Below are 24,823 nucleotides of genomic sequence, written 5' to 3'. Positions count from 1 at the left end.
ATTACTGTTAGTAATGAAATAAAATCGTCTGCTAGTAGATTGGAACTTTTTATGAGATTTGTTTTCTATTCATCTTGCTAAAATATTAGAGTGAAAGTTCCATTTATTTCTATTTTCCCTTCCAATGATCTTGTTTTTATTAGAGTAAATCCAGATTTTCCTTAAATTAACTGAGGTACAAACTAAATTAAATTCGTTCCTGACTGATTTCAATCCTCTGGTTAGAAATTCTCTAAACCCTAAATTCTCTTTATAATTTCCAATTACAGGTTCTACTACCTGCTTTCTTTGCCCATATATTTTTCTGAATTCTTCTGTTTCCATTTTGTCGGCTAATTGCTTTCTTTCTTTTGAAAATTCAGCTACTTTTAAGTGCCTGATTCCATCCATCCTTTTTGTACAATTTTTGCTAAATTCACATTTTTTGCATTCAGTTCCTTTATAAAGTCTGTATTTTCTCTTCCTTTTTTTCTCATAACCCTCATACAAAAACTTCAATCTTTGATTTTCAGGGCATATAAACTCATCATTTTCTTCATTATACTCAAAATTACCAATATCGAATCTGTTGTCTTCAACGTTTTCTGTTCTTTGTTTATCTACTTCTTTTTGCTCTGGAATATATACATCCAATTTTTTATCGTTCAAATAATGAATGTTATTTCCGCTATAGTATCCACTGTCTGCACATATCTTAGTACCTTCTTTTAAGAAACCACAATTTTCTTCAACAAGTTCGATCTGTGGTTTCAATTGATAAGTATCAGTTCTATCTTGACAGATATTATTTGCAACAATAAACCCCAGTCTATGGTCCACTGTTATTTGAGCATTATATGCCAGTTCAAATACTCCCTTTTTGTTTTTCATAAAACGAGATTCTTTATCAGTCAAGCTTACTTTCTCAATACTGTCCTTTTCAAACTCATTAAGTGCTTCCTTAACGATATCTTTAATCTCTTTTTTTCGGTCGTTAGAATTATCCTTATTTACTTGCTTTATGTACTTCGCAACTACAGCTTTTACCTTGTATCTTCCACTTTCATTTAATTGATCATACCCACGGCAGTTACCAAAATGTTCATCCTCAAGTTTGTCTACTTCAATACCTTTTTTTAATTCATTGTTGACATATTCTCCAACAACTCTCAAGACCTCTTCCAAAACCACATTATTTTTTGACGCAGAAGCTTTTACCATGGATCCGTCGGTGCTTAACTGCTCGAGACCTATTACTCCTAGATCTTTAGCTGCCTTAACTGTGTTTTTGAACAATTTAGTAATCAGTTTCTCATTTTCTTTTCTGAAGTCACTGATTGTTCTGAAATCAGGTTGTAGATTTTCAGCCAAATACATGTAAACTACATTTTCTCGAACATTGCGAGCTATCGCTCGCGATGATCGAACTCTATCAAGCATCGATTGAATCAAAATTTTACACATTATGCATGGATGATAAGCTGGGTGTCCAGAACCATCATACCTTGTTTCAAATTCACTGAAATCTATTTCATCTATAAAAGACTCAATCAAGTAGCAGATATGATCTGAAGGAATAAGATCTCGAATATCTGGAGGTAAAATCCAAATTTGATTCTTTGATGATTTGATAAACGCCATAAATCAAAATATTCTTTTGAGAATTATATAATTAGAATCCATGCGTCATCGGTTAAGCGTTAGATAGTTACTCTTGTATGTGTTTTTATATTAATAATCTAAATATTAGTGCATCTATGTCTCCTCGTCCCCCACCTACTCTTGAAGACTCTCTTCGGGAAATGTTTCCCGAAGAATGGTTAAGGCAGACTGCTAAAGAAACTGATCTAATAGTACGTGAGCGTAAAATTGACCCTGTCATCATTTTTTGGGTTTTAACTCTTGGTTTTGGTGTACGCTTACAGCGTACACTTGCCAGTTTGAAAAGAGACTATGAAAAAGAATCAAATAAAACCCTTAGCGACAGCAGTTGGTACTATCGATTCACTCCAGAACTTGTTGAGTTCCTCCATCAGTGTGTAATTCACGGTATAGAAGAACTTGCAAAAGATCCTGGAAGAAAACTTAGCAAAAAACTCGAAGACTTCCAGGATGTTCTTATTCAGGACAGCACAATTATTCGTCTTCACTCCTCTTTAGCAGACAAGTTTCCAGCAGCAAGAGCAAGAAATGTAGCTGCTGGAGTAAAAGTAGGAGTTATGGTAAGTGCAGTTGCTAACGGACCTAAAACCGTTGCTCTGTACTCTGAAAAAACAGCTGAAATAAAAACATTGAAAATAGGTCCCTGGATTAAAGACCGTATTCTTCTTGTTGATCTTGGTTTTTACAAAACTCAAATGTTTGCAAGAGTTGAGGAAAACGGAGGATATTTTGTTTCAAGAATAAGGAAGAATATGGATCCTGTTCTTGTTTCTGTTGAAGAAGGACTTTCTAAGACAAAAAGCAAAGAGTTCGCTGGAAAACCTGTTAGTGAGTGTATTAAACAACTTTCTGGAAAAGATCTTGATGCAGTTGTAAAAATAGCATTCAAAAGAAGAGCATATAAATGCAAACAAAAACAGGATGAGATGAAAGTACGTCTTGTTGCGGTATATAATGATGAGGACGAAAAGCATCACATATATATCACAAATATTCAGAAAGATGTTTTGAATGCAAAAGACATTGCAAAATTATATGGAGCAAGGTGGGACATAGAACTACTTTTCAAGGAGTTAAAAAGCAAATACGCTCTTGACGTTCTTGAAACAAAGAATGAACAGGTAATTGAAGCTCTAATCTGGACAGCAATGTTAACATTAATCGTTAGCAGAAGGATTTATTCTCTTGTAAAGAACAATACTGCTCATCCTGAAAAAATGGCTCAATATACACAGTTACGTTGGAGCACAATATTTGCAGAGAATGCATCAGATTTGTTGACAGTAATTCTGAATAGATGTGGAATTCAAAGAACTTTTGAAACGATAATGAGTGTATATGAAAGTCAAGCATTGGATCCACATGTAAATAGAGAAAGGTTCAGAGAAAAATGGTTTTAATGAAAAAGGTGAAATAGAAAACACTATTGGGAGACGGAAATAAGTTCTTAACCGATGACCAATGAATTAGAATCATATTCATTTGTATTCGGTTAAGGATTTTGAGCTGCGGATCTCGATTTCGACGGAAAAACTCAAACCCAAATGTTTAGTGTTTAAATTGAAATCGATATCAGATTCCAGTTTTGCATTTGATGAATAATTTAACAAATTTTATGAAAATCAATGCAAGTGATAACGATTTTTCCTTAACCGATGACCAATGGAATCATATTCTATATTGTGGACACTAATTACCCAAGGTAATTGTCGGACAGCCTGTTTAGGGTGGGGTGGCCGCACGCAATTTGATTTAATGATTTAATTAGAAAAGGGATTAATTAAGAAGCAAATTTTAGTTTAGGGTAAACTCTACTAATAATCTATTCTCCTCGTTCTTTTTATTCCACTTATATATAACAAATTTATAAAGATAAAAAATAAATACAACTGACACAGCCAAAGCGATAATATTATGCCGGGATAGATAGTGATAAGACGGATTTAGTAGTCCGAATCCCACTCTTCGCACTAAATTTATGGGATATAGGTATCTCTAAAAAACGCAAAGCATGTTTTAGGGTCATGCACAACCCCTATTTTTTATAAAGTTGCCCTAACAAGAATAACAAAAAAAACATTTATAATTACAAATAATTTTTTATAAAAAGTCTCATTCTTTCTGATGAATAAATAAAACCAGAAAATAGTAATTTTTTTCAGCATAACTAATAACTTTTCATATTATTGTATTTTACAGGATTTTTGGTATTTCATCCTTGTTTTAGTATATCTTGCTCTTGAATCTCTAAAGCATAATCTGTCAATACGATCCCATACAACAACCCATAAAAATTTAGCATAAGAGAAAGGATAATACACCCAAAAAACCAATTTCTTGAAAAGCGATAGATTTCTATAGTCGTCTACCCACATAGATTCGCTTAGAAATCCTCTCCAGACAAAAGATTTTTGCATATGTTTCCTTCGCTTGAACATATGACCTATTATGAATAAGAAGGTACAAGCGATTGCTAATAGTCTTTTAGTCATATTTTTCACCCCAACGACTCAATAAACTTATAATAATAGGTTAACAGGAAAATGCATTAAATCAACACATTTCTTACAGATCGTATCTTAACCGAATACAAAATAAATATCTTTTCAAAACTATACTTTCTTTCTTCCCATTTTCTTTCGTACATACCGTAAAACCCCATAAGAACAGCCCAACAGAAGCATAATCTTAAAGGGTTTCTCACCTGCTTTGAGGAGTTCTTCGATTTTTTTATGATCGAATTTTGGTTTCTGACCTTTCCTTTTTGAAGTAAATTGGTGACTCATTAAAATTTCACCTCTTCATACAATTTACTGTACTTTCAAGTCTACGAGGGCTGGTCATTTTATAGGTTCAACTGTAGCTGAAAAAATTCCTTAGCTTCCATAGACTTGACAGAAGCTCAAGAAAGTTGAAAAAAATCACTTAGCAGTCCCATATTATCCTTCCCCACACTTAAGCATATTATAACAAAAATATAAAAGCCTTTCATATTAATTATTAATTTAAACTATTAATATTCCATGTATACAAGAACAAAAAGTGTACTCTACTGAAAAATATCCACAGCACTGTTGGGTCATTTCATACAAGAACCCTACATGAGCTCCAGACCCACAGAATTAACGGCTCTCAGGCATTCGGATTCAAGCAGAGAATAGCAATAATTCAGCATGGTGTTCACCATATACCCAGGTCCTGCAGATCTTCTGTACTGATCTATCCTGGAACAAAAAACATATTCCTTTGGAATAGCTTTGAAAACTCGTTCCAGTACTTACAGGCTAATTCCCCTCTATTCCTATAAGATCCCTGATGCCTTTTCCGTCAGCCCCGGTCAGCTTTGAGGGTATCTAAGCTGCCAGGCATCACTACTTTGGTTACTACCTTTACTCAGAATTTATTTTTCTGCTATTTTTATATTAAAATCAACGGTTTTTATAATAATTGATATATAAAACGTATTTAAATAAAATTTGATTATAAAAGGGTAAACTATAACCCAAAAGAAAAAAAATGACCGATGCTCGACAAGTATCTATTAGGGGAGAGAGACAATGAATATTAATATTCATAATAACTATATTGCAAAAGTGGCAGTTGTTGTTGCGTACTTCGATCCGGGTTTATGCAGAGGAAATGGTGACTGGCACGTAATGGGGTGGTTAAACATAAATCCCGGCGAAGAGGTCTTTGCATTTTCAACTACAAGCACCACTTTCTTTATTTATGCCACTGATCTGGCAGGCCTGAATCATGTATGGCAAGGTCAGGATAAGTTTGCCAATGTCTTAAGTGAACCATTCAATTATTGCATCAACGTTGCACCACCAGGATCATGGCGTGTCGGGATGACGCTGATCTATACCGGGCAGTTGTACGAAACCTACACACAGGCTCTTTTCCCGTGAATAAAGATGGGTTTACATCTAAGATGCACGAAAAGATGAAGATATCATGCTGCAATTTCAAAAGGATAAACTTCCTCCCATCTATCACCGATAACCGAAATGACACCTCCTTCATCTATCTTCATCTGCATTGTATCCCCTTCTAATCTAATTGTTATGATGTTTCCACTTTCGTAATAATCGCATTTGACAGGAGAAGAATTTCCATAGCATAGAAAGGCAGTACCGCAGTCATACAAAACGAGATAGTCATTTCCTGATTGGAATTTTCGTTTCATGTGGGGGATCTCCATAATTTAGAATTATTTTACACTTTATTCTTTAACTTCTTGTCCGAATTACAAGATATCGAATACTGGAATAGTCCAGACTAACTGTCGCATCGACTAAAAAAGAGAAATAAGTAGCCAGAGCTGTTTTAATCCTGTAAGATGCTGGCAAATTCATTTTTAAATTCCTCTGGAAGTTATGAAAGGTCTTTGCACTGTTAATGCGGTATTTCTTTATTAACTTTTTGCTATTGTCTCTTTTCTTATTTTCTTATCCTCTTTTTGCCTGGGATGTAGTTCCTGCTCGCCATGGCTCCCAGAGGGCTCTGGCACTTTTGTCTTCTTTTTCAATCCTGTATTTTGCCAGGTCCTGATCTTATTTACATGAACAAAAAATTAGGTTTTTAGTAACTATTTCTCCTCACCTGAAGGAGAAACTCTTCTCATTTGAAGGAGAAACTCTTCTCATTTGAAGGAGAAACTTGAACATATGTCGAAAAAAACGTGTTTGATCTCAAGTTGAAGTCTTGAGATCTCTTTTATCAGGCTCCTGGAGGCTGAGAATGAGCAGGAACGCACGGACTCGTTACTGAGGTCGAGAAGAATTTCGAGGCTCTTAACGGCACTGTACTCGAGGGAGTTACATATGAGCCCGAAAACAAAAACCATTCAGCAGAAATAGAGGCACTCAATGAAAAAGTAATAGCAGCCACTTCGGAAAATAGTGAGGGATCCGTAGCTGTATTTCTCTGTTCCTATGGAGAAGTAGCAAAGGTCTTTGCTTTAGCCCGGAACTATCCTTACAGAGGTAAAATGGTATGGCACTGACGGAATAACGCTGAACGAAGAACTGATCAACGATAATAGTGCAGCCAGTTTTGCTGCAACAACCAATGTAAGTGCACCCATATACGGATACGTGGGTGAGAGTGACAGATGTCAGGCGATTGAACTCAAAATAGAAGAACGACTTGGAAAGGCTACCTGAATCTTAAGCATTGACCGCATATGATGCTCTCTGGATAGCTACATTTGTTAATCTGGAAGCCATTTCAGATAACGATGAAAGTCTAAGAGTAGCGATTAATGCCAATACAGAGACATACCATGAGATTAGCGGATGGACAATACTCAATAAGAATGGAGATAGAGAATACTGGGATCATGACATCTGGACAGTCGCTGAAGAAAATGGAAGTTACCAGTAGGAAGAGGATAAAAGGGTTATTATGCGGGGTGAAAAATTAATAGTTATTTAATAAATGGTGGTGCATTCACACCATCACTTATCTTTTTATTACCTGAGATTTTGCCATTCTCCATAAGATTCTTTATTTCCCAATAGTATTTGATGAGCTGGTCACAAAACCCAGAGTTACACCCCAAAGACCCGGCACCGGAAGAATTAAAAGTCGTTGGCTTAAACGGAAAAGGATTAATGTAAAAAATGTATGAATGGTCTAATTACCAGGAGGTCTTGGGAAAATGAAAGAAAATCCATCGCTTCAGAGAAGTTTCGACCCGGTGTATACCACACTCGACGATTGGATTCTGCACGAAGCGATTCCATTCTCCGTCGATTCGTACGAAACCTTCAACGCCTCCGTCGACAGGGTCATCGCCTCACTTGACGACTCTGTGGAGCTGCTTGGCTTTGGAGAAGCACTCCACGGCGGCGAGGACATTCTTCTACTCCGCAACCGGCTCTTCCAGCGCATGGTTGAGAAGCATGGCTACAGCGCCATTGCCATCGAGAGCAGTTTCCCCCGGGCGCATATCGTGAACGAGTACGTAGCCGGTCGCGGGCCGGAATCGTATGAGGCTGTACAGGAAATCGGATTTAGCCACGGTTTCGGCCGACTCGATGCAAATAGAGAACTCGTGGAGTGGATGCGGGGGTATAACGCCAATCCTTCCCATCGCGTTAAACTCCGGTTTTACGGCTTCGACAGCCCGACCGAAATGACCTGCACCGATAGTCCGCGCCAGGTCCTGCATTTTGTTCTCGATTACCTCGTCTCGATTGATAGTGTCAGCGGAAAAGAGCATCGCGAACGCATCGACCCGCTTCTTGGCCTTGACTCCAATTGGGAAAATCCTGCTGCAATGATGGATCCGACAAAGTCTATAGGCCTTTCACCAGCAGCGACTGCTTTGAGAATTGAGACTGAGGATCTCATTACAGAGCTGCACGTACGCCGCCCCGAACTGGTGGCTAAGAGCGATGAAAGCCGCTATTTGGAAGCCGTGCATTATGCAATGGTTGCACGGCAGTTGCTAAACTATCACGCCACATTGGCGCGAAAGTCGGAGCCAGGGAAACGGATTGTTGAAGGCCTCGGCATCCGTGAAGTGATGATGGCGGATAACCTGGAGTACATCGTTTCCCGTGAAAGTGGCAGGGGGAAAGTATTTGTCTTTGCTCACAACAGCCACCTGAAGCGTGGAAAGGCAGAATGGCAACTTGGCAATGATTTGTTAATATGGTGGCCGGTAGGATCTCACCTCAATGAGATATTCGGCTCGCGATATGCCGTCATCGGCTCTGCAGTGGGCGTTTCTGAAGCTAATGGCATCGGCCATCCCGAAGCCGGCACTCTTGAGGAGCGGCTGACTGCAGTGCCGGGGCCGGTGCGATTCATTCCAACTCAGAGAGGTCAGGGGCTTTCAGCCTCGGAAATCGCAGATCTTCCTACTCGCTCAGGCAGCATAAGGAACCCGACTTACTTCCCACTGACTCCTCAAAGCTTCACCGACTTCGACTGGTTGGCTAGCCTGGATTCAACGGCATACAACCGTGGTGGACCGCAGCTACAACAGTAAAACTCTTCGATGCTCTGGCAGCCATCAGTATGGCAGGCTTTCAGGTCAATGAAACTGGTGAGTGAAAAGGGGACGAAAGCGTCTCTGTTGAAATCTTTCTCGAAATGTCACGCTGAGACCTTTGAAGCATCTGGATTTCTCACCAGTAGGTTCCAGGTCCTTCGCAGAGTACCGCTCAGATAACGGTCTCCAGTGTCTTATAGAATTTACGATAAGAAACGAAGGTACAATAACTCACACCGAAACAAGAAATAAACTAAATTATTGTAGTAATTGAGTGAGAGGGAAATCAATGAAATTGCCTCTCAATCAAGTTGTAATATGATTATTGTAGATGATGAAGATAATTGGTGGGATGCCATCCTCCGAGAATATCTCCAAAGTGAGCCACCTGTACTTTATCCAAGCATATTGAACACACTCAAAAGGCCCATTTAAACTTCCAGAATGAGTAATAAATTACTGCACGTTTTCTAGTTAGAAAATTATCTCTCGAATTTGACAAGGTTACATTTGACAAGGTTACATTTGACAAGGTTACATTTGACAAGGTTACATTTGACAAGGTTACATTTGACGAGGTTACATTTGACGAGGTTGCGTAACTTATGTTTACTTTATTCCCTACATTTATACCATATTTGTCGGATAGGCCCCCATTTATTTCCAGGACATAACTGGCATTTTTCCCGGGATCGATAGATGGACAAAAATCCGGAGTACATGGCTGAGCGTTTCTCTCTATATAGACAATATCCTGGCTTGAATTAATCCAGATAATGTCCAAAGGTATTAGGGTGTTTTTCATCCAGAAATGATGGTATCCTTCTTTTTCAAAAACAAATAACATCCCTCTGTCAGGATCGAGATGTTCCCGATCCATGAGTCCATACTGTCTCTGAAATTGGGTTGCTGCAATCTCGACTGAGAAGCAGCTATCCTTAATGCAAACCTGACCGGTTTCGGAGCTCTCAACTTCAGGGCTTTTTCCCGGTAGCCCCGCTCCGGTGCTGACTATGAATACAAGAATCAGGAATGTAACCAGAATCCATTGCTTATCCATTTGTACCGTCTTATTTTTTCGCTCCCTTAAATTAATAGCAAGAATATAATAAATAATTCTTCCTGCTCTGCGGGAAAATTCCGGCGGACAGTTTAACAAACTAAAAATCGGGATCTCATCGAAAAGTTTCCTGCTCAAATCTGCATTTCTGCAGTTTGCCTATTTGAACATAAATTAAAAATTTTTAACTCTAAGGCGGGAAGTCCCCTTCCTCGGAGGGCGTAGCCCGACAGGTGGGGGATGAAAGCCGTCAACTTCATTATAATAGGTTTAACGGAATTTATATATCTCTTTAAACCATATAATATAGTATGTTAAAAGCCTATAAATACCGAATCTACCCAAATAAAAATCAAGAAGAACTAATAACTCTTCATTTTGGTGCATGTAGATTTGTCTATAATTGGGCTTTAGAACAGAAAATTAAAACTTATCAACAAAATAATAAATCAATATCAAGGTTTGACTTACAAAGGATTTTAGTTCATGAAGTCAAACCTTCTAATGAATGGTTGAAAAAAGCTAATTCTCAGGCTCTACTTGTCTCTTTGGTAAATGTAGAATCAGCATTTACAAAATTCTTTAGAGAAAAATCTGGATTTCCCAATTTCAAATCTAAGAAAAATCCAGTACAGTTTTATCAAATACCACAACATTATACAGTAGATTTTGATAGAAATGTAATTAAGCTCCCTAAATTGGGTGAAGTTGAAGCAGTTTTTCATAGAAGATTTGAAGGGGAAATGAAAACTGCAACTATTTCAAGATCAAATACTGGAAAGTTCTTCATATCTATTCTTGTAGATGACGGAGAAGAACCCCCTGAAAAACAAGAAATATCAGAATCAAGTACCATAGGAATTGATGTAGGTATTAAGGATTTTGCAGTTCTTTCCAATGGAGAAAAAATAGAGAATCCGAAATACCTGAAAAACTCATTTCAAAGGCTTAAAGTTCTTCAAAAAAGAGTGTCAAGAAAACAGAAAGGCTCTAAAAATAGAAATAAAGCAAGACATCATCTTGCCAAAATTCATGAGATTATTACTAGCCAGAGAACTAATTTCCAACATCAACTCTCTTTTAGATTAATAAGCGAGAACCAAGCTATAGCGTTGGAAACTCTGAATGTAAAAGGAATGCAAAAGAACCACTGTCTAGCTCAATCAATATCTGATGCTGGATGGTCAAGCTTTATTACAAAACTAATGTATAAAGCTGAATGGTACGGAAAAATAGTTTTGAGGATAGGGACGTTTGAACCATCTAGTAAGATATGTAATGTTTGCGGTTATTATAATAAAGAATTAATTTTAGAAGTGAGAGAATGGGAATGTCCTGATTGTAAAACAAAACATGACAGAGATATAAACGCCGCTATCAATATCAAAAAATTCTCTCTTCAAGATCAAAATCTAATAGTTATCTGACACCTACGGAACGTAGGGGATGGGCTTGTGGACTTGTGAACAGTAGTTCGAGGAATGAAGCAAGAAGCCCCTTCCTCGCAAATCATCAGATTTGCAGGTGGGGGTAGTTCACAAGAACAAAAGCTTGAAAATTTGAGTAAAAATCATATTTTTCTGGAAGAGCTCTTAAAAAAGAAACTTTAAGAACCCAAAACGAACTTAAAAAAAGTAAGAAATTAGATAGTGAGGTCAATTATCCCAACTATCTAACTGCAATTTATTCTATTTTTATTCTCTATTATACAGGAACGCTCCAAATAGTCCTATAATACAGTAAATCATTTCAAATCCAGGCATACCTACGTTTTCTTTTCCAGACATACTTGCGTTTCCTGTCTGCTCAGGCTTCGTTTCAATTTCGGACCCAGTATTTCCATTGTTTTGTTCAAGATCCTGAGTGTCAGGTTCAGGTGGTATTTCAATCACAGCTTCTTTTACTGTAATCTTACCTGTTATTGCAAAGGGAGAGAATCCCGGGGTTTTGGCTGTGAAATACAGGTACATGTCATCTTCCCCTGATAGGTCGGTTGAAAGTAGGTTCCATTTTGTATCATTGTATCTATTAAGGGTGATAGAAGACTGGTCGATCTTTTTATCCTGTATCCAGGCCTTTTCAACCTTAACACAGACGACCGGATTTTCTATAGTATTTGAGGTTCCATATCCACCGTTTCCAACCCAGAGATTAAAGAATTTATATACATCATCTGAAGGTAGATCTGAAACCAGAGTAGATTTATTTTTTAGCACCTCTACAATGGCTGTTGTCTTACCAACTGTCTTTTTTGCATCAAAGCCCACAGACACTACGCAGGTTGCATTATTTGTAAAATCAAACTTTACAGCTTTCCCGTTTGTAATGAAGACCTGGGAAAGTTCCTTTACTTCAATGTTTCTGGAATGTTCAGGGGAACCACCGCCGCCGCTTCCACCACTGCTGCTGTGGCTACTACCTCCATTGTTGTCACTACCGTCACTACTGTCACTACTGTCACTGTTGTCACTATTGTCGCTGTTGTCACTATCATCACTGCTATCACTGTTGTTTTCACTACTATTGTTTGACATACTCAATTCTGATTTTGAGGCATATCTCGTATTCCCATCATGACCGATGTTGATCCTGTTTCCGTTTGGTTCCGGTTCGTTAGAATAATCCGATAAAGAATATCCGGCATCGATGCATGGGGAACTTATACTGTCATTCTCCCAACTGCTCCCATTCCAGCGACCTGTTTTTGACTTCAGGTGGTAATCGTGTCCATCCCTGTCTGCATATTGAGGATCTGCTGTTATATCCGAAAGTGATGCCTGAACACCTGCATAATTGCTACCTGTATTGTTATAGAAAGAGTTATTTTGCAGGACAAAGGAGTGTGTGTCTGTAAGCAGGTTATATATTCCATACCCTTTTCCTCCGGCTGCTGATGTGCGAGTATTCGTTATTATGTTATTTCTTACTGTAATTACATACCCTGAGCCAGTCGGAGCCAAGAAATATGCATTATTCTGCACAATACCAGCCCCATATGCACCATCAATCACGTTGTTTTCAATTAGAGCATTGAATCCATTGGATAAGATTCCGCCTATCACTTTGCTGCTTGAATCAGTTCCTGTATCATAGATCTGGTTATGGTGGACATGGACATTTGCAGATGACGTGGGATAAGATCCTGATCCGAAAATAAAGATTCCCGAAAGCGCAGTGTTGTATATTACGTTATTATATACCTCAATATCATCCATTGCGGAATCCGATCCCTCCTTCTGGATTTCAATTCCTGCACCTCCTGAATTTTCGGAGGTAATAGTGTTATTATAGAAACTTGCGTGGTTTGTATTATACAATCTCAGGCCACTATTCGTTCTACAGGTTATTGTGTTATTATAGGCTTCCACGTTTGAACAGTCAATGGCATATAGAGCATCATGCCCTAACGAATATACTTTATTATTATAGGATTTCACATTAGAACAATTGTTAGTCTTTAAGCCATCTCCGTGGTTATTGGTCAGATGCATTTTATATACACTTACATTTTGGCAATCGCTCAAGTGGATAAGGTTGTAATAGCCTCCTCCGCTTATTACATTGGTATTTTCTCCTCGATTTCCATCAATAGTAAAACCGCGTATAGTAATGTTCATACTGTTGGAACTTTTTTCCTTAATCAATGGTTTAGTGGATGACCAACGAGCATTCCTTGCTAGCTTTATTGTTGCATTGAAATCTCCTTCAAGGATTGTGTTACTACCAATCTGAAGAGTATCATCTATATCGTATGTGAAAGGCCCCTTGAGGTAGACCGTTGTATATTCTAAGTTTCCGGCAACATATGTAAGAGCCTCGTTAATTTGTACTTGGTCGTTATCTCCAGAACAGTTGAAATCACCACTGCCGTCTCCCGCAACGTAAACTACTGGTGCAGGTGTCATACACAGGACATCAGGAACACATGTAAGTATAAGGAAGCCTGTAAAAAAAAATATTTTTACCATTCGATTCAACAACTCTATCACCCGTAGATCATCTTCACCTTGAATTCATATTTTACTGGTTCCTCAATTCAACTGCGCAAATCCTAAAAAAGTCTCAAATCTAACTGGAGATTAAACCACAATTTCGGACAAGTTTCAACCAATCCATAGATATCCTTGTAGAAGGCCTGAAAGCCAGGTGAACAATACACCATCAGGTTAGGTGTAAAGATTTGAGTTAAGTGTAAAGATTTTATCTCTTGAGCTAATCACTCTAATTTTTATGTTTTTCCTTTACTGGAAAATTTTGTTAGATTTTTACTTTACTATAACTACTTTGCACTTACTATAAATATTTATTCAGTTCAAATATCAATCATGCACAAAAAAACAAGTACTTGTCTGAGTATAAAGATAAAGAAAAAAAGAAAAAGAAAAAGGTTTTTAACACGCCATAGGGATTGAAATTATGAACGTAAATTATCCAGTTTATGCGCTTGTATACGTTATGTTTACAGAAATTAGCCTAAAGTGTGAATAATAAACAGAGGTCTTTATTGTTTCCTTTTCTCGTTAATACTTGCTAGCCTTAAAACTTAACCCCTTTAAGCTTTAACCTGACCTCCCAAAACCAAATTTCCCAGGCCTTAATCATCTCAAAAACATAGCTGTTAAGGGTGAACAGCTTATCACTTTTGGCGTTTTGCTTCACGTAATGTAAAGTCCCCTTAAAAAACCCAATTTTATCTAATCACAATAAGGAATACTCAGGATCTTTTGCCTTATTTCATGAGAATTAATCCTCTGACCCCAAAATTCAGGGCTAATAATATTTTTTAAAACTGCCTTTGAAAAACAAACTTTGAAAATCCTAAACAAACTTAAAAAGAGGTAAGGAATTAGATGGTGGGACCAGTTATCCCTACCATCTAACTGCAATTTATTCAATTTTATCTTCTTCTATGCAGGAACACTCCAAGCAGCCCGATAATACAATAAATCATTTCAAAACCAGGCATACTTGTTCTTTTCTTCTGTTCAATTTCTGATGCGGTTTTGTTCTGTTTATCTTCCTGTTTTTCAGGTTTAGGCGTTATCACATCTTCTGCTGGGTTTACTTCATTTTCTGTTTCGTTTGCTGTCGTTTCACCTGTTATTGCAAAGGATGAGTAACCTGAGACGCTGGAAGTGAAATACAGGTATTTATCATCTTCCGCTAGCAAGGTGGTTGGAAGCTTAGTCCATTTTTTCTCGCTGTACCTGTTCAGGCCAATGGAAGACTGGTCTATCTTTTTATCCTGTATCCAGGATTTTACAACCCTGAAACATATTACCGGGTTTTCGATGTTCTTTGAGGTTGCATAGCCGCTATTTCCGACCCACACATTAAAGGATTTATATACCTCTCCTTCGGGCAATTCGGAGACAAGTGCGGACTTATTCTTTAATTGCTCGACAATCGTTGTGGTCTTGCCTGCAGTCTTCTTTGCATCAAAGCCCACATACACAACGCAGGTTGCATTCTTCGTAAAGTCAAATTTTACCTCTTTTCCGTTTGTGATGAAGACCTGGGAAAGTTCCTTTACTTCAACATTTTTTGCAGGCTCAGGAGATCCGCCACCGCCACCGCCACCGCTGCTTCCGCCGTTGTTCTTCCCATCCACAATTATCTGAGCAGTTTTTGTATTCATGCCGTTTGAGTTGGTTGCAGTCAGTTTAACGGTATAAATTCCTGCAGAAGCATATTCATAAACAAAACTTGATTCGTTTGAATCCTCTGTTCCGTCATTGTTAACGTCCCAGCTCCTCGATGTTGCGTTTTTCGAAAGGTCAGTAAAGAGCACCGAAAGGGGAGCATAGCCACCTGTTGCACTCATACTGAAGTCTGCTACAGGCATCACAGGGCTTTCATTTCCCTGCTCTTGCAGTACAGTTATAACAGCAGTTTTTGAATTCGTGCCGTTTGCATTGCTTACTGTCAGGTTAACGGTATAGTTTCCTGCTGAGAAATAAGTATGTGCTGGATTCGGATTTATTGATGTATGTCCATCTCCAAAGTCCCAGTTCCATGAAGTTGGAGACCCGGTACTGGCGTCACTAAACTGGACAGTTAATGGGATATTTCCGGATGTTATATTTGAATAGAAATTAGCCGATGGTGGCCGCGGCAGTACTGTTATATAATTTACTTTTTGAATATTATTTGATCCTCTGTCATTAGTCACATTCAACTTAACAGAATAGTTTCCTGCTGCAGAATAAGTGTGCGTTGGATTCTGGTTTATTGATATTTGTCCGTCCCCAAAATCCCATGACCATGATGTTGGAAGTCCAGTTGATGTATCTGTGAACGCTACATTCAGTGGTGGAAATCCAGCTGTGAAATCACTGGTGAAATTAGCGACTGGAGCTGCCGGCAGAATAACCGTAATTGTTTTGGTCATTGATTGACTGGAAACGTCATTTGCTACAGTTAGATTAGCCGTATAAGTTCCTGGTGTTGTATATGTATGAATAACATTTGCAGTACTGCTGGCAGGCGAACCATCACCGAAATCAAGCAGTTCCGTGGTCTGGTTGGCGCTGTAATCTATAAATGTCACACTTCCCCCGACCAATAAATTAGTTGTAGAAACTGTATAATTTGCAGTCACATTAGAAAACCTGGAGGGTCGCACCCAGGACGAATTACCCAGATCTCCCATGTGATAAAATACTCCACCATTCTGGCTGGTATAGTTTAGAATTGAATCCAGTCTGGATGTTGAAGTTTGATATGGTCCATTAACAACTGGAGTAATTGTATGCCCGTATAATACCAGGACGTTACCTGTTCTTATTGCATAATCAATTCCATATTCTATAGATTGTAAGCTAATATTCCTCTGGTCGTCTATTTCAACACCATACAGGAGCCGAGCATTGTCCCAATCGTAATAAGCCAGCGTTGTCTCATTTACATTATTATTGATGATCGAGGGGACTCCTGTTCTAAGAGTCCTGAAATATGGAGATAATATTGCATCAGTTGTTGGATTTCTGGCCGAATAGGGATATGCTAAGGTATAAGATGGATAACCATAACGGGTGATTTCTACAATGTTCGGGAATATTTCCTGATCCAGCCACGATGCAGAAGTATTATTGCTTAAGAATTGAACCGAATTTACGTGATTGTACCCATGCCCGGCTATTTCCCATCCAGCCGAATGCAGCTCATTTAATTCATTTATTACAGCCTGTGGTCTGTGGCTTACTTTATTTATATTCATAGTGCACGTAGCATTATACTTCTGGAATATTGACAGATATTGATAACATGTATGGATATTTCCGGCATCGTCCCATGATAGAGCAATGCCTCCTGGTTTATTTGAATCCCTTATTCTGTGGATATCATTTACATATAAATCTAATATTTCAGATGAACCTAACGTTCTGTCATACACATAAAAAGCATAAATTTCCCCATTTAGCCCGGACGTGATATCAGGAGATGACCCTATTGTCCAGCTATCCGTGTTATAGCTGGAACTTAAAGTAGTTGCCGTATAATCTACACCTTTTCCGTTGGCAATTCCATTGATGTACAATTGAGCATGAGAACCATCATATGTCACAATAGCCTCATAATCTTCATCAGGCTCTATCTGACTCTCACTATAGCCGGAAATAGCATGACTATCTACATAAATTTCATAAACCAGTATTGAATTCGTATGATCAATACTGATACTGCATGTGTTATTGCCTTTAGAAACTAAATATGTACAATTAGTCGGATTAGTTGTATTGTCATAATTATAACGGAAAAACACCCCAAATGTTATATATGGATCAGTGAATGCCAGTTGTTCATTGTCAGGTATTGTTACTCTGTTTTGTCCATTAAAATGCCTCGCAATTTGTCCGGTTGGCAAAATAAAAGTTGTACTGCCATCATTTATACCGTCATTTCCATGTCCCGAATTATCAACTATAGTATTTCCATTGTCTTCACACCAGTTATAATACACAAGTTGATCCGTATCTGCATATGCAGTGCCAACCAGACTAATTGTAACCATGAGAAATAATCCATATTTTACATATGGTTTTAAATTGTGAAATTTCATCGTGATCAGACCCCTTTAAAAGACAATATTAAACGTTTTTCTCTTATGCAGCGATTCAAAAGCCTCCCTTTTCCAATTCTAATGCAAAGGCTTCTTTTTTGATAAATAAAGTGAGAATTTTCCTTTTTAGTATGCTGCAACTTCATTATACCCCCAGAATAGGTACCCGGTATAACTTCGTGTTTGGACTGTGATATGTTCAAAAATACTCATTTAATTAGAGATTAAACCAAATAACATACACGCAGCCTTCTTTTGAGTGGAAATTTAATTGGAAAACAATACTAAGATTGTTATACAGACGATACTACAACATTATAATATTTATACCTAAGTCCGCTATGTTTGAAAAGTATTCATGAATGATTAATCAATAAAAGAATGGCATAATCTCGGAGTGTAAGCAGTCGTACTTCAGTCATTTGATAATGTATAATCACTGTTGTCGAAAGGTTAGACCGGAATTGCGATCACCAGTTCCAGAAAGACCAGGCACTGATAAGGATAATGGAAATAGAAAGGCGCTTCTGTTATTGATGCAGGATGCTGGACAGAGCGACAGTAGATGGATGTCTCGAGGACTATAGGACCGGACTGCCAGTTCACGGGTATCGACCTATCTTCATATCGATTTTTCATATCGATTTGAGCTTGAACCTAAGTTTGACAGCATCCACTAATTGATACTGGACATTTCCGTTCTTTTTTGTCCCAACTGGACTTGACAATTCGGTTAAATTTATAAAAATTTATTATATATTCTATGTAATTCCATTCCTTTTTGCTACTATCAAACTATTGATCCGATCAAAATTCGCAAAAATATAGTTTTTGACTCCATTTATCATAAACTTGATTGTAAGTGTCAAATTCCTCAAGCTTTTTTTAATGAATTTTGTAGACGTGTGTTTAATCTCCTCAAATTCATATCGCATCAGCGATATGAATAATTGAGCGATAAACCCAAGGATAATAGCTCCATAAATGCTATCATCCGACCACACTCTCAACGGTTTAATCTGGATTTCGTTTTTCAATGAATGGAATATTTTCTCAATAGAATCCTTTTTTCGGTATATCTTCAATGCATCTTCAAGTGTCAAATCCCTGTTTGATTTCAGACAAAAAAATCCTTCTCTTCCGTTAATCAGTGAAGCTTTCAGGAGTTCTATAGCTTCCTCGTCACTAAGCTCTTCGAGCTTAGTTCTAAAAGAGTAATCAATCTCAATCAACTCATTATTTACTCTGAATTTCTTAGGAAGCTTTTTGTTGTTTATGATGGCCTTCTGAATCTCTTTTGCTTCCTTTAACTTTCTCATAACAGCTCTTGCCTTTGATTATAACTGCCTTTTCTGTAGAGCTTCAGAGAAATAGAAATATTTAATGCTGCTAGGCTTAACGATTTTTATTCCATATATACCTTTTTTTGAATCTATCAGTTCTGCTCTTTCCATATCAAATTTCTCAATTATTTTGTCGTCACTTGTATTCAGTTTCATGGCAGTGAGATATTCCATCTCATCTTCCTGTATAATATTGATATTATCTATGGTATTAGCTCCTTTATCAAAAACAATAAGAGAGCCTTCTTTAAGTCTACTTTTTACCTGATTATAAGTGTCTGAAAAATGCTCCAGATCAAGGACATTTCCTCTATTCACCGTAACTCCAATAGGTATGTTAATAGGGTTAGCTAATTCACTAATTCCAACGGTTATCTGCAGCTTATCAGGTCTGTGATCTCTGCTATATCCGTATTTACCAAGTTTGGATTTAGTTCCGTAAAGGACTATACTTGTCCAGTCAAGGTTTAGATTCGTTTGTTCAAAATCATAAACAGAGAATAGAGACTCCAGAATATCAGAGAGGATCTCCTCTCTGTTACGTCCTAACAGTTCAAGAGTTCTGTAAAGAACTCTTTCATGAAACCTTTCAAGATTCAATATCTCAAGAATTTCTTCCTGATTTAACCATTTGCCAGCTTCTTTGATGCTAAAATTCTCAGTTAATTTGTAGCTTAATAATCCTATCAGTAAACTATTGAGATCAAGACCCTTGCTTTTATGTTTACTAAAAATATCACAGAAATTAAGTTTTTCATAAAAGAGTTGGACGGCAAGGATAGATCCGATAGGAACACATATATTCTTGTTAGGAATTGTAGGGAATGCTCTCTGTTTTGTGATGTTCATTGGACCGAATAAAACAAAACAAAGAGCACTTATTTTTATCTAACTGTCAAACTCAGGTTGAACTGAAGAAGTTTAGCGGAGATTCCATCGACAATGTCCTTTTTCTTTTGGGACAGGCTAAAGACCCCGGTGCCCTGCCAGTAATTCAATCAACCATACCTTTTTGCCTGATTTTTTAAGAATTAACCTTCAAAACCCCAAACTCAGGACTAACGAAATCAACTTTTTTGCTTTCCTGGTAAAACTGCAAGCTAATTTTCAGCCTATATATAATACTAAATATAATCAAGAAATAATTTAATATAAGCACCTGAAATACCATAAACCATGACTAAGTGAATCAGCAGGTAACAAATCAGCAGGTTGATGAAAGATCATGATAAAATCAGGCGGTTCTTTTTTCTATAAGGGAAAACGCTGTACAATCGGCGCTGTTATCTTACTCAAAGGATTGCCTTACATGGTCACAGTTTCTCATATATTTCGTAGTGGAAAAGGAGATCATTTAACAGTTGACGGAATGGAACTCGCTGTTTCGAGCATTTTGAAAGATTTTGATTTAGCCCTGCTAGAGCTTACCCCTGCCTGCATGTTTGAAATTACCGGACTTGATGATAAGGCAGCTGAACTGGAACAAGCTGTGCTTGTCAATTATATTCATACTATCAGATGCAGGGTGGTTAATGCCGGGGCTTCACTACTTTTTCTCGGTTTCCAGTGCTATAATATACCGGAGCCCGGAGATAGCGGTTCTCCTATCACGCAGGCAGGGAAAATAATAGGACTTATGTCCTCGGTGACGCTGGATACCTGCATGGGAATTGCAATTTCATCTGACATTATCCGCAGCCTGAAGGATAACGACAATGAAATAAAAGATAACAAATAAGGCTTTGACTCTGGTCCAAAATCCAGTGATTTTTGCATTTTTTGATTGAAACACTGAATTTGCCGGAAGAATTCAGACTTCGACTAAACTCAATATTCGGGATTTTCAGGCATCAATCAATAGGGCATGTTCAAAGGATTGTGACCATTTTCAAAATCTAGTGATTTTTAATTTTGAGTTCATCACTAGATTTTGGCATTGTGTCAAGGCTTTTTTAAAGAAATGAAATTCCTTTAAAAGAACAAAGTTCTTTAAAGAAAATAAAATCTCTTTTAAAATTCCCCGATAATCTGTAGCACAATTCTCCTCACCTTCTCAATCCTATCAAAGTTTATGCATACAATCTGTTGCCATGTTCCGAGTGTCAGGCTTTTTTCAACAAAAGGGATTGTAAGGCTCGGGCCAACAAGCAGTGCCCTTAAATGGGAACCCCCGTTGAAATCACCCCATGTCTTATGGTGATGATAGTCCATATTCAGAGGAATCAGCTTATCAAGCGTTTCTGAAACATCTTTTGAGAGGTTTGGCTCAAATTCCATTGTGGTTATTGCTCCTGTTGACCCGATGCAAAAAACCGTAACTGTTCCATCTCTTATTTTTGAATTTTTGACTTCCTCTGAGATTGTTTCAGTGATATCAACAATTCCGCAATCCTCTTTTCCAGTGACTGAAATTTCTCTTGTTTCTACAGGCATGAAACGATATTATGAGGCTAGATTAATATATTCTTGCAAGTCCTGAAAAGTAATATAAATACATTAACAGAATGGATTAACAGTCTCCGTAATTTCATAATTTTATTTAGAAGCTATTCCGTAATCGAGGAAAATTGAGGAAAAAATAGATACAATTCTAGAAACGGAATCCTGAAGTTTCTTGGATTGAGTTTTTACTGGTTTTCAATTAAGATGACCACTTACTTTACTGAAAAACGTCCAGATCTGTTATTAAAACTACTTAAAAAGTTCTCTATTGAAGACTACTTAAAAATTTCTATATTGAAAACTAGTTAAAAATTTCTCTATTTATAAATTATATAATATCTTCTCGCCTTATTTATGCAGTGAGTTTTGGTTGCTGGCTTTTTACAAAATAGTTTTTTTGGTTGAATTTATAGCAGTATCGGAGTAAGAATATTAATATACAATAAATTTTATTTATAGTAGGAAATTAAATATACTAACAGACTATAAAATGTCTTTTTAAATCTTACCTGTAACATTCTTACTCTAAAATTATTTAATAGCCAGGCAAAAAATATTAACTGAATGAAAAACTGAAAGGTTAATTCAATGTTATTGGAGATGCGTACTGGGAATATATTTTTGCCATTTCTACTAAAACAAAAGAAGACTTGCCATAATAGGTCAATTTGCAGTCGTTTCCACCCATGAAAAGAGTTACCCCGGAAATGTCATAGGGACCTATCAAATTCGGAAAGCTTCTTGAGGTTCCGGGCTTTAACACATCTAATTTGATGAATATTTTTAACGAGAACGCTCTATAAAGAAGAATCTTCGCAGAAAAGTTAAAAATCCGTATCTTGAAAGCATGAGATCGAAAAACAATAAGATCGAAAAACAATAAGATCGAAAAACAATACTATTCTTACACGGCAGTATTTATGCACGTGGATATCCAAGAAGCTGAACAAATGAGCATTATTTGTACCATAGCCAACATTACTATAACTGATGGTTTCCAAGTCTATAAGTGAAGTACAGTCAACATTACTATAATTGATGACCCCAAGGCTATAAGTGAAGTTCCAGCCCAGGCAAAGACAGCTTTTTAAATTAAAGTGACGGATATTTGATGAAAAATATAGTACAAAATTATGATGGACCTGATTCTATTGAGTCCGATACTGCTCCTGAAGAGGAAGCGTATGTCTTGAGGTTGTATGTGGCTGGCCAGACCAAGAAGAGTTTGACAGCCTTCGCCAATTTAAAGAAGATTTGTGAGGAGCATCTGTGCGGCAAGTATAGAATAGAGGTCATAGATCTCCTGGAGAACCCGCAGTTAGCCAAAGGGGATCAGATCTTAGCTATTCCAACGCTAGTTAGAAAGCTCCCTCAACCTATAAAGAGAATTGTAGGGGATCTCTCGAATACTGAGCGCGTCCTTGTAGGCCTGGATCTGCGCCCTGCGGAGAGATCTCATGTCCAATAACGAAGAGATCGCGATATTGGATATCAAGGATTCCACAGCAGCCTTCGAGGAAGCCCTGTCCAGAACCGGAGATGTCAAATATGTCTTACGCCTCTATGTTGTGGGGATGGGACCCAAATCGGTGCAGGCAATAGATAATATCAAGCGCATATGTGAAGAGTATCTGCCCGGCAAGCATCAGTTAAAGGTTATCGACATATATCAAAATCCGGTTTTCGCTATAGACGGCCAGATAGTGGCAGCTCCAACTCTCGTAAAAGAGCTTCCTCCACCCTTAAGGAAATTAATAGGCAGCATGGCGGACACCGAAAGGGTCCTGGTTGGGATGGATCTGAAATCCAAAACTAATAAAGAATATAATGAATATAAAAAATAATCAACGTTTAGGAGTCGATTTTTGGGGAAGGGCGTTGTAAACATGAGTTCGAAATTGGCAGAAAACCAGGAGTCCAGATCGTATCAAGCACTGTTAGATGAAAATCGTGCCTTACGGGACGATATCGAAAGTCTGAGGGCACGTCTGGGAGAGGCTGAAGAACTCAAGAGAGCCATCAGTGAAGGGGATCTGGATGCCCTGGTGATACCTGGATCCAAAGGGCAAATGATCTTTACCGTGGATAGTGCCGACCACGCATACCGTGTTCTGGTGGAAACTATGAATGAAGGCACTGCTACCCTCGCCTGTGACGGCATCATCCTTTACTGTAACCGTCATTTTGCAGAACTTCTGAGAATGCCTTTACCGACCATTGTAGGCACATCTATCTATCGATACATAGCGCCTGAGAACGCTGTAATCTTTAAATCATTTCTTGAGCACGAGAAAGGCAAAGGAGAGATCAATCTCCTGACTGGCGGTGGTATATCTTTGCCCGTGTACCTTTCCAGTAGCTCATTACAGACCGAGGGACTTCCGAACGCCTGGTGCATAGTGGTCACAGACCTGACGGAACAGAAGAAGAATGAAGAGATCCTCGCAAAAGCCGAACTTGCACGTAAAAAGGAAATTCACCACAGAATCAAAAATAACCTGCAAGTAATATCCTCCCTTCTGGATCTTGAGGCTGAAAAGTTAAGCAACAGGGAATCTATTGAGAAGTGGGAAGTTCTTGAAGCTTTCAAGGAAAGCCAGGATAGAGTAATGTCTATTGCCCTTATCCACGAGGAACTGCATGAAGGCGGAGAAGTCGATAAACTGAAATTCTCGGCATATCTTGAGAAACTTGTTGAGAACCTTCTTCAAACATACAGTCTTGGAAATGCTGATGTCAGCTTAAATCTGGATCTTGAGGAAAACGTTTTCTTTGATATGGATATTGCAGTTCCGTTAGGAATGATTGTTAACGAACTTGTTTCCAATTCCTTCAAGTATGCATTTCCAAACAGGGAAAAAGGAGAAATCCAGATTAAGCTACTTAGAGAAGAAAAAACCAGAAATGGGCCGAGAAATAATGAAGAAGAATTTACCGAAACATGTACCGGATACACACTGATCGTATCAGATGATGGAATTGGTATTCCCGAAAGAGTCGACCCGGAAAATTCGGATACACTTGGCCTGCAGCTTGTAGATATTCTGGTAGATCAGTTGGATAGTGAGATTCATTTAAAAAGGGATAGAGGTACCGAATTTGAAATAAGTATAAAATGTGGAGCAAACCTGTGAAGTAGCGGGCCGTGGAGTAGCGGACTGTAAAGTCGTCGGTTGATCAAATTTAATTATGAATACTGGTTTTTTAAAAATTAAATAGACTATGACCGTATCATTCATACCGCTTATCCTATTATTTCAGGACGGTCT

Annotated in this window: 18 protein-coding genes and 1 pseudogene; 9 read left to right on the top strand and 10 right to left on the bottom strand. The window is 37.9% G+C overall.

Annotated features, from left to right (window positions below):
- Nucleotides 1-69: 69 nt before the first annotated feature.
- Nucleotides 70-1,620, bottom strand: a complete 1,551-nt coding sequence (locus tag ACZ5A8_RS11300) for an IS1182 family transposase (RefSeq protein WP_464529075.1) — start codon at nucleotides 1,618-1,620, stop codon at nucleotides 70-72.
- Between the two features lie 116 nt (nucleotides 1,621-1,736).
- On the opposite strand from ACZ5A8_RS11300, the gene ACZ5A8_RS11295 reads away from it, so the two are divergent.
- The gene (locus ACZ5A8_RS11295) at nucleotides 1,737-3,041 is read left to right on the top strand and encodes an IS4 family transposase (RefSeq protein ID WP_464529073.1); all 1,305 of its coding nucleotides are present in this window, start codon (nucleotides 1,737-1,739) and stop codon (nucleotides 3,039-3,041) included.
- 1,697 nt (nucleotides 3,042-4,738) lie between these two features.
- On the opposite strand, the gene ACZ5A8_RS11290 is transcribed toward ACZ5A8_RS11295, so the two are convergent.
- Nucleotides 4,739-4,864, bottom strand: a complete 126-nt coding sequence (locus ACZ5A8_RS11290) for a CRISPR-associated endonuclease Cas1 (RefSeq protein ID WP_464534107.1) — start codon at nucleotides 4,862-4,864, stop codon at nucleotides 4,739-4,741.
- Between the two features lie 334 nt (nucleotides 4,865-5,198).
- Here ACZ5A8_RS11290 and ACZ5A8_RS11285 point away from each other — a divergent pair, with 334 nt between their 5' ends.
- Entirely contained in the window at nucleotides 5,199-5,552 is a 354-nt protein-coding gene (locus ACZ5A8_RS11285) for a hypothetical protein (protein WP_464529071.1), read from the top strand.
- A 44-nt stretch (nucleotides 5,553-5,596) separates the two neighbouring features.
- Here the strand turns inward: ACZ5A8_RS11285 and ACZ5A8_RS11280 are convergent, their stop codons facing one another.
- On the bottom strand, nucleotides 5,597-5,830 hold the full coding sequence (locus ACZ5A8_RS11280; protein WP_464529069.1) for a hypothetical protein: 234 nt from the start codon (nucleotides 5,828-5,830) through the stop codon (nucleotides 5,597-5,599).
- A 989-nt stretch (nucleotides 5,831-6,819) separates the two neighbouring features.
- On the opposite strand from ACZ5A8_RS11280, the gene ACZ5A8_RS11275 reads away from it, so the two are divergent.
- Together ACZ5A8_RS11275 and ACZ5A8_RS11270 are read left to right on the top strand one after the other, a co-directional pair.
- On the top strand, nucleotides 6,820-7,029 hold the full coding sequence (locus tag ACZ5A8_RS11275) for a hypothetical protein (protein WP_464529067.1): 210 nt from the start codon (nucleotides 6,820-6,822) through the stop codon (nucleotides 7,027-7,029).
- Between the two features lie 277 nt (nucleotides 7,030-7,306).
- A complete protein-coding gene (locus ACZ5A8_RS11270; RefSeq protein ID WP_464529065.1) occupies nucleotides 7,307-8,644 on the top strand; it encodes an erythromycin esterase family protein in 1,338 nt (445 codons plus the stop codon).
- A 421-nt stretch (nucleotides 8,645-9,065) separates the two neighbouring features.
- Here the strand turns inward: ACZ5A8_RS11270 and ACZ5A8_RS11265 are convergent, their stop codons facing one another.
- The gene (locus ACZ5A8_RS11265) at nucleotides 9,066-9,845 is read right to left on the bottom strand and encodes a DUF192 domain-containing protein (RefSeq protein WP_464529063.1); all 780 of its coding nucleotides are present in this window, start codon (nucleotides 9,843-9,845) and stop codon (nucleotides 9,066-9,068) included.
- A gap of 173 nt (nucleotides 9,846-10,018) precedes the next feature.
- Between ACZ5A8_RS11265 and tnpB the strand changes: the two genes are divergently transcribed.
- Nucleotides 10,019-11,134 (top strand): IS200/IS605 family element RNA-guided endonuclease TnpB, encoded by a 1,116-nt coding sequence (tnpB, locus tag ACZ5A8_RS11260; protein WP_464529061.1) that lies wholly within the window; start codon nucleotides 10,019-10,021, stop codon nucleotides 11,132-11,134.
- 267 nt (nucleotides 11,135-11,401) lie between these two features.
- On the opposite strand, the gene ACZ5A8_RS11255 is transcribed toward tnpB, so the two are convergent.
- From ACZ5A8_RS11255 to ACZ5A8_RS11240, 4 genes and pseudogenes are all read right to left on the bottom strand, one after another.
- The gene (locus ACZ5A8_RS11255; RefSeq protein WP_464529059.1) at nucleotides 11,402-13,675 is read right to left on the bottom strand and encodes a PGF-pre-PGF domain-containing protein; all 2,274 of its coding nucleotides are present in this window, start codon (nucleotides 13,673-13,675) and stop codon (nucleotides 11,402-11,404) included.
- A gap of 929 nt (nucleotides 13,676-14,604) precedes the next feature.
- Entirely contained in the window at nucleotides 14,605-17,721 is a 3,117-nt protein-coding gene (locus ACZ5A8_RS11250; RefSeq protein ID WP_464529057.1) for a PGF-pre-PGF domain-containing protein, read from the bottom strand.
- Between the two features lie 501 nt (nucleotides 17,722-18,222).
- A complete protein-coding gene (locus ACZ5A8_RS11245) occupies nucleotides 18,223-18,408 on the bottom strand; it encodes a hypothetical protein (protein ID WP_464529055.1) in 186 nt (61 codons plus the stop codon).
- 122 nt (nucleotides 18,409-18,530) lie between these two features.
- Nucleotides 18,531-19,961 (bottom strand): annotated as a pseudogene (locus ACZ5A8_RS11240) (IS1634 family transposase).
- A gap of 376 nt (nucleotides 19,962-20,337) precedes the next feature.
- Between ACZ5A8_RS11240 and ACZ5A8_RS11235 the strand changes: the two are divergent.
- On the top strand, nucleotides 20,338-20,850 hold the full coding sequence (locus ACZ5A8_RS11235) for a serine protease (protein WP_464529054.1): 513 nt from the start codon (nucleotides 20,338-20,340) through the stop codon (nucleotides 20,848-20,850).
- A gap of 272 nt (nucleotides 20,851-21,122) precedes the next feature.
- Here ACZ5A8_RS11235 and ACZ5A8_RS11230 read toward each other — a convergent pair whose 3' ends face one another.
- The gene (locus tag ACZ5A8_RS11230; protein WP_464529052.1) at nucleotides 21,123-21,545 is read right to left on the bottom strand and encodes a secondary thiamine-phosphate synthase enzyme YjbQ; all 423 of its coding nucleotides are present in this window, start codon (nucleotides 21,543-21,545) and stop codon (nucleotides 21,123-21,125) included.
- A gap of 589 nt (nucleotides 21,546-22,134) precedes the next feature.
- Nucleotides 22,135-22,317 carry a hypothetical protein gene (locus tag ACZ5A8_RS11225; RefSeq protein ID WP_464529050.1) on the bottom strand — a complete coding sequence of 61 codons (183 nt, stop codon included), beginning with the start codon at nucleotides 22,315-22,317 and terminating at the stop codon, nucleotides 22,135-22,137.
- Between the two features lie 348 nt (nucleotides 22,318-22,665).
- Here ACZ5A8_RS11225 and ACZ5A8_RS11220 point away from each other — a divergent pair, with 348 nt between their 5' ends.
- Genes ACZ5A8_RS11220 through ACZ5A8_RS11210 form a run of 3 tightly spaced genes read left to right on the top strand, consistent with a single transcriptional unit; the run spans nucleotide 22,666 to nucleotide 24,688 of the window.
- A complete protein-coding gene (locus ACZ5A8_RS11220) occupies nucleotides 22,666-23,022 on the top strand; it encodes a circadian clock KaiB family protein (RefSeq protein ID WP_464529048.1) in 357 nt (118 codons plus the stop codon).
- Nucleotides 23,012-23,398, top strand: coding sequence for a circadian clock KaiB family protein (locus ACZ5A8_RS11215; protein ID WP_464529047.1), 387 nt, complete (start codon nucleotides 23,012-23,014; stop codon nucleotides 23,396-23,398). The genes ACZ5A8_RS11220 and ACZ5A8_RS11215 overlap by 11 nt, the downstream gene beginning before the upstream one ends.
- Nucleotides 23,399-23,440: 42 nt before the next feature.
- Nucleotides 23,441-24,688, top strand: coding sequence for a PAS domain-containing sensor histidine kinase (locus ACZ5A8_RS11210; protein ID WP_464529045.1), 1,248 nt, complete (start codon nucleotides 23,441-23,443; stop codon nucleotides 24,686-24,688).
- The last annotated feature ends 135 nt before the right edge of the window (nucleotides 24,689-24,823 follow it).

The organism is Methanosarcina subterranea (assembly GCF_055385895.1).
This window is presented reverse-complemented; position numbering and strand designations above follow the sequence as displayed.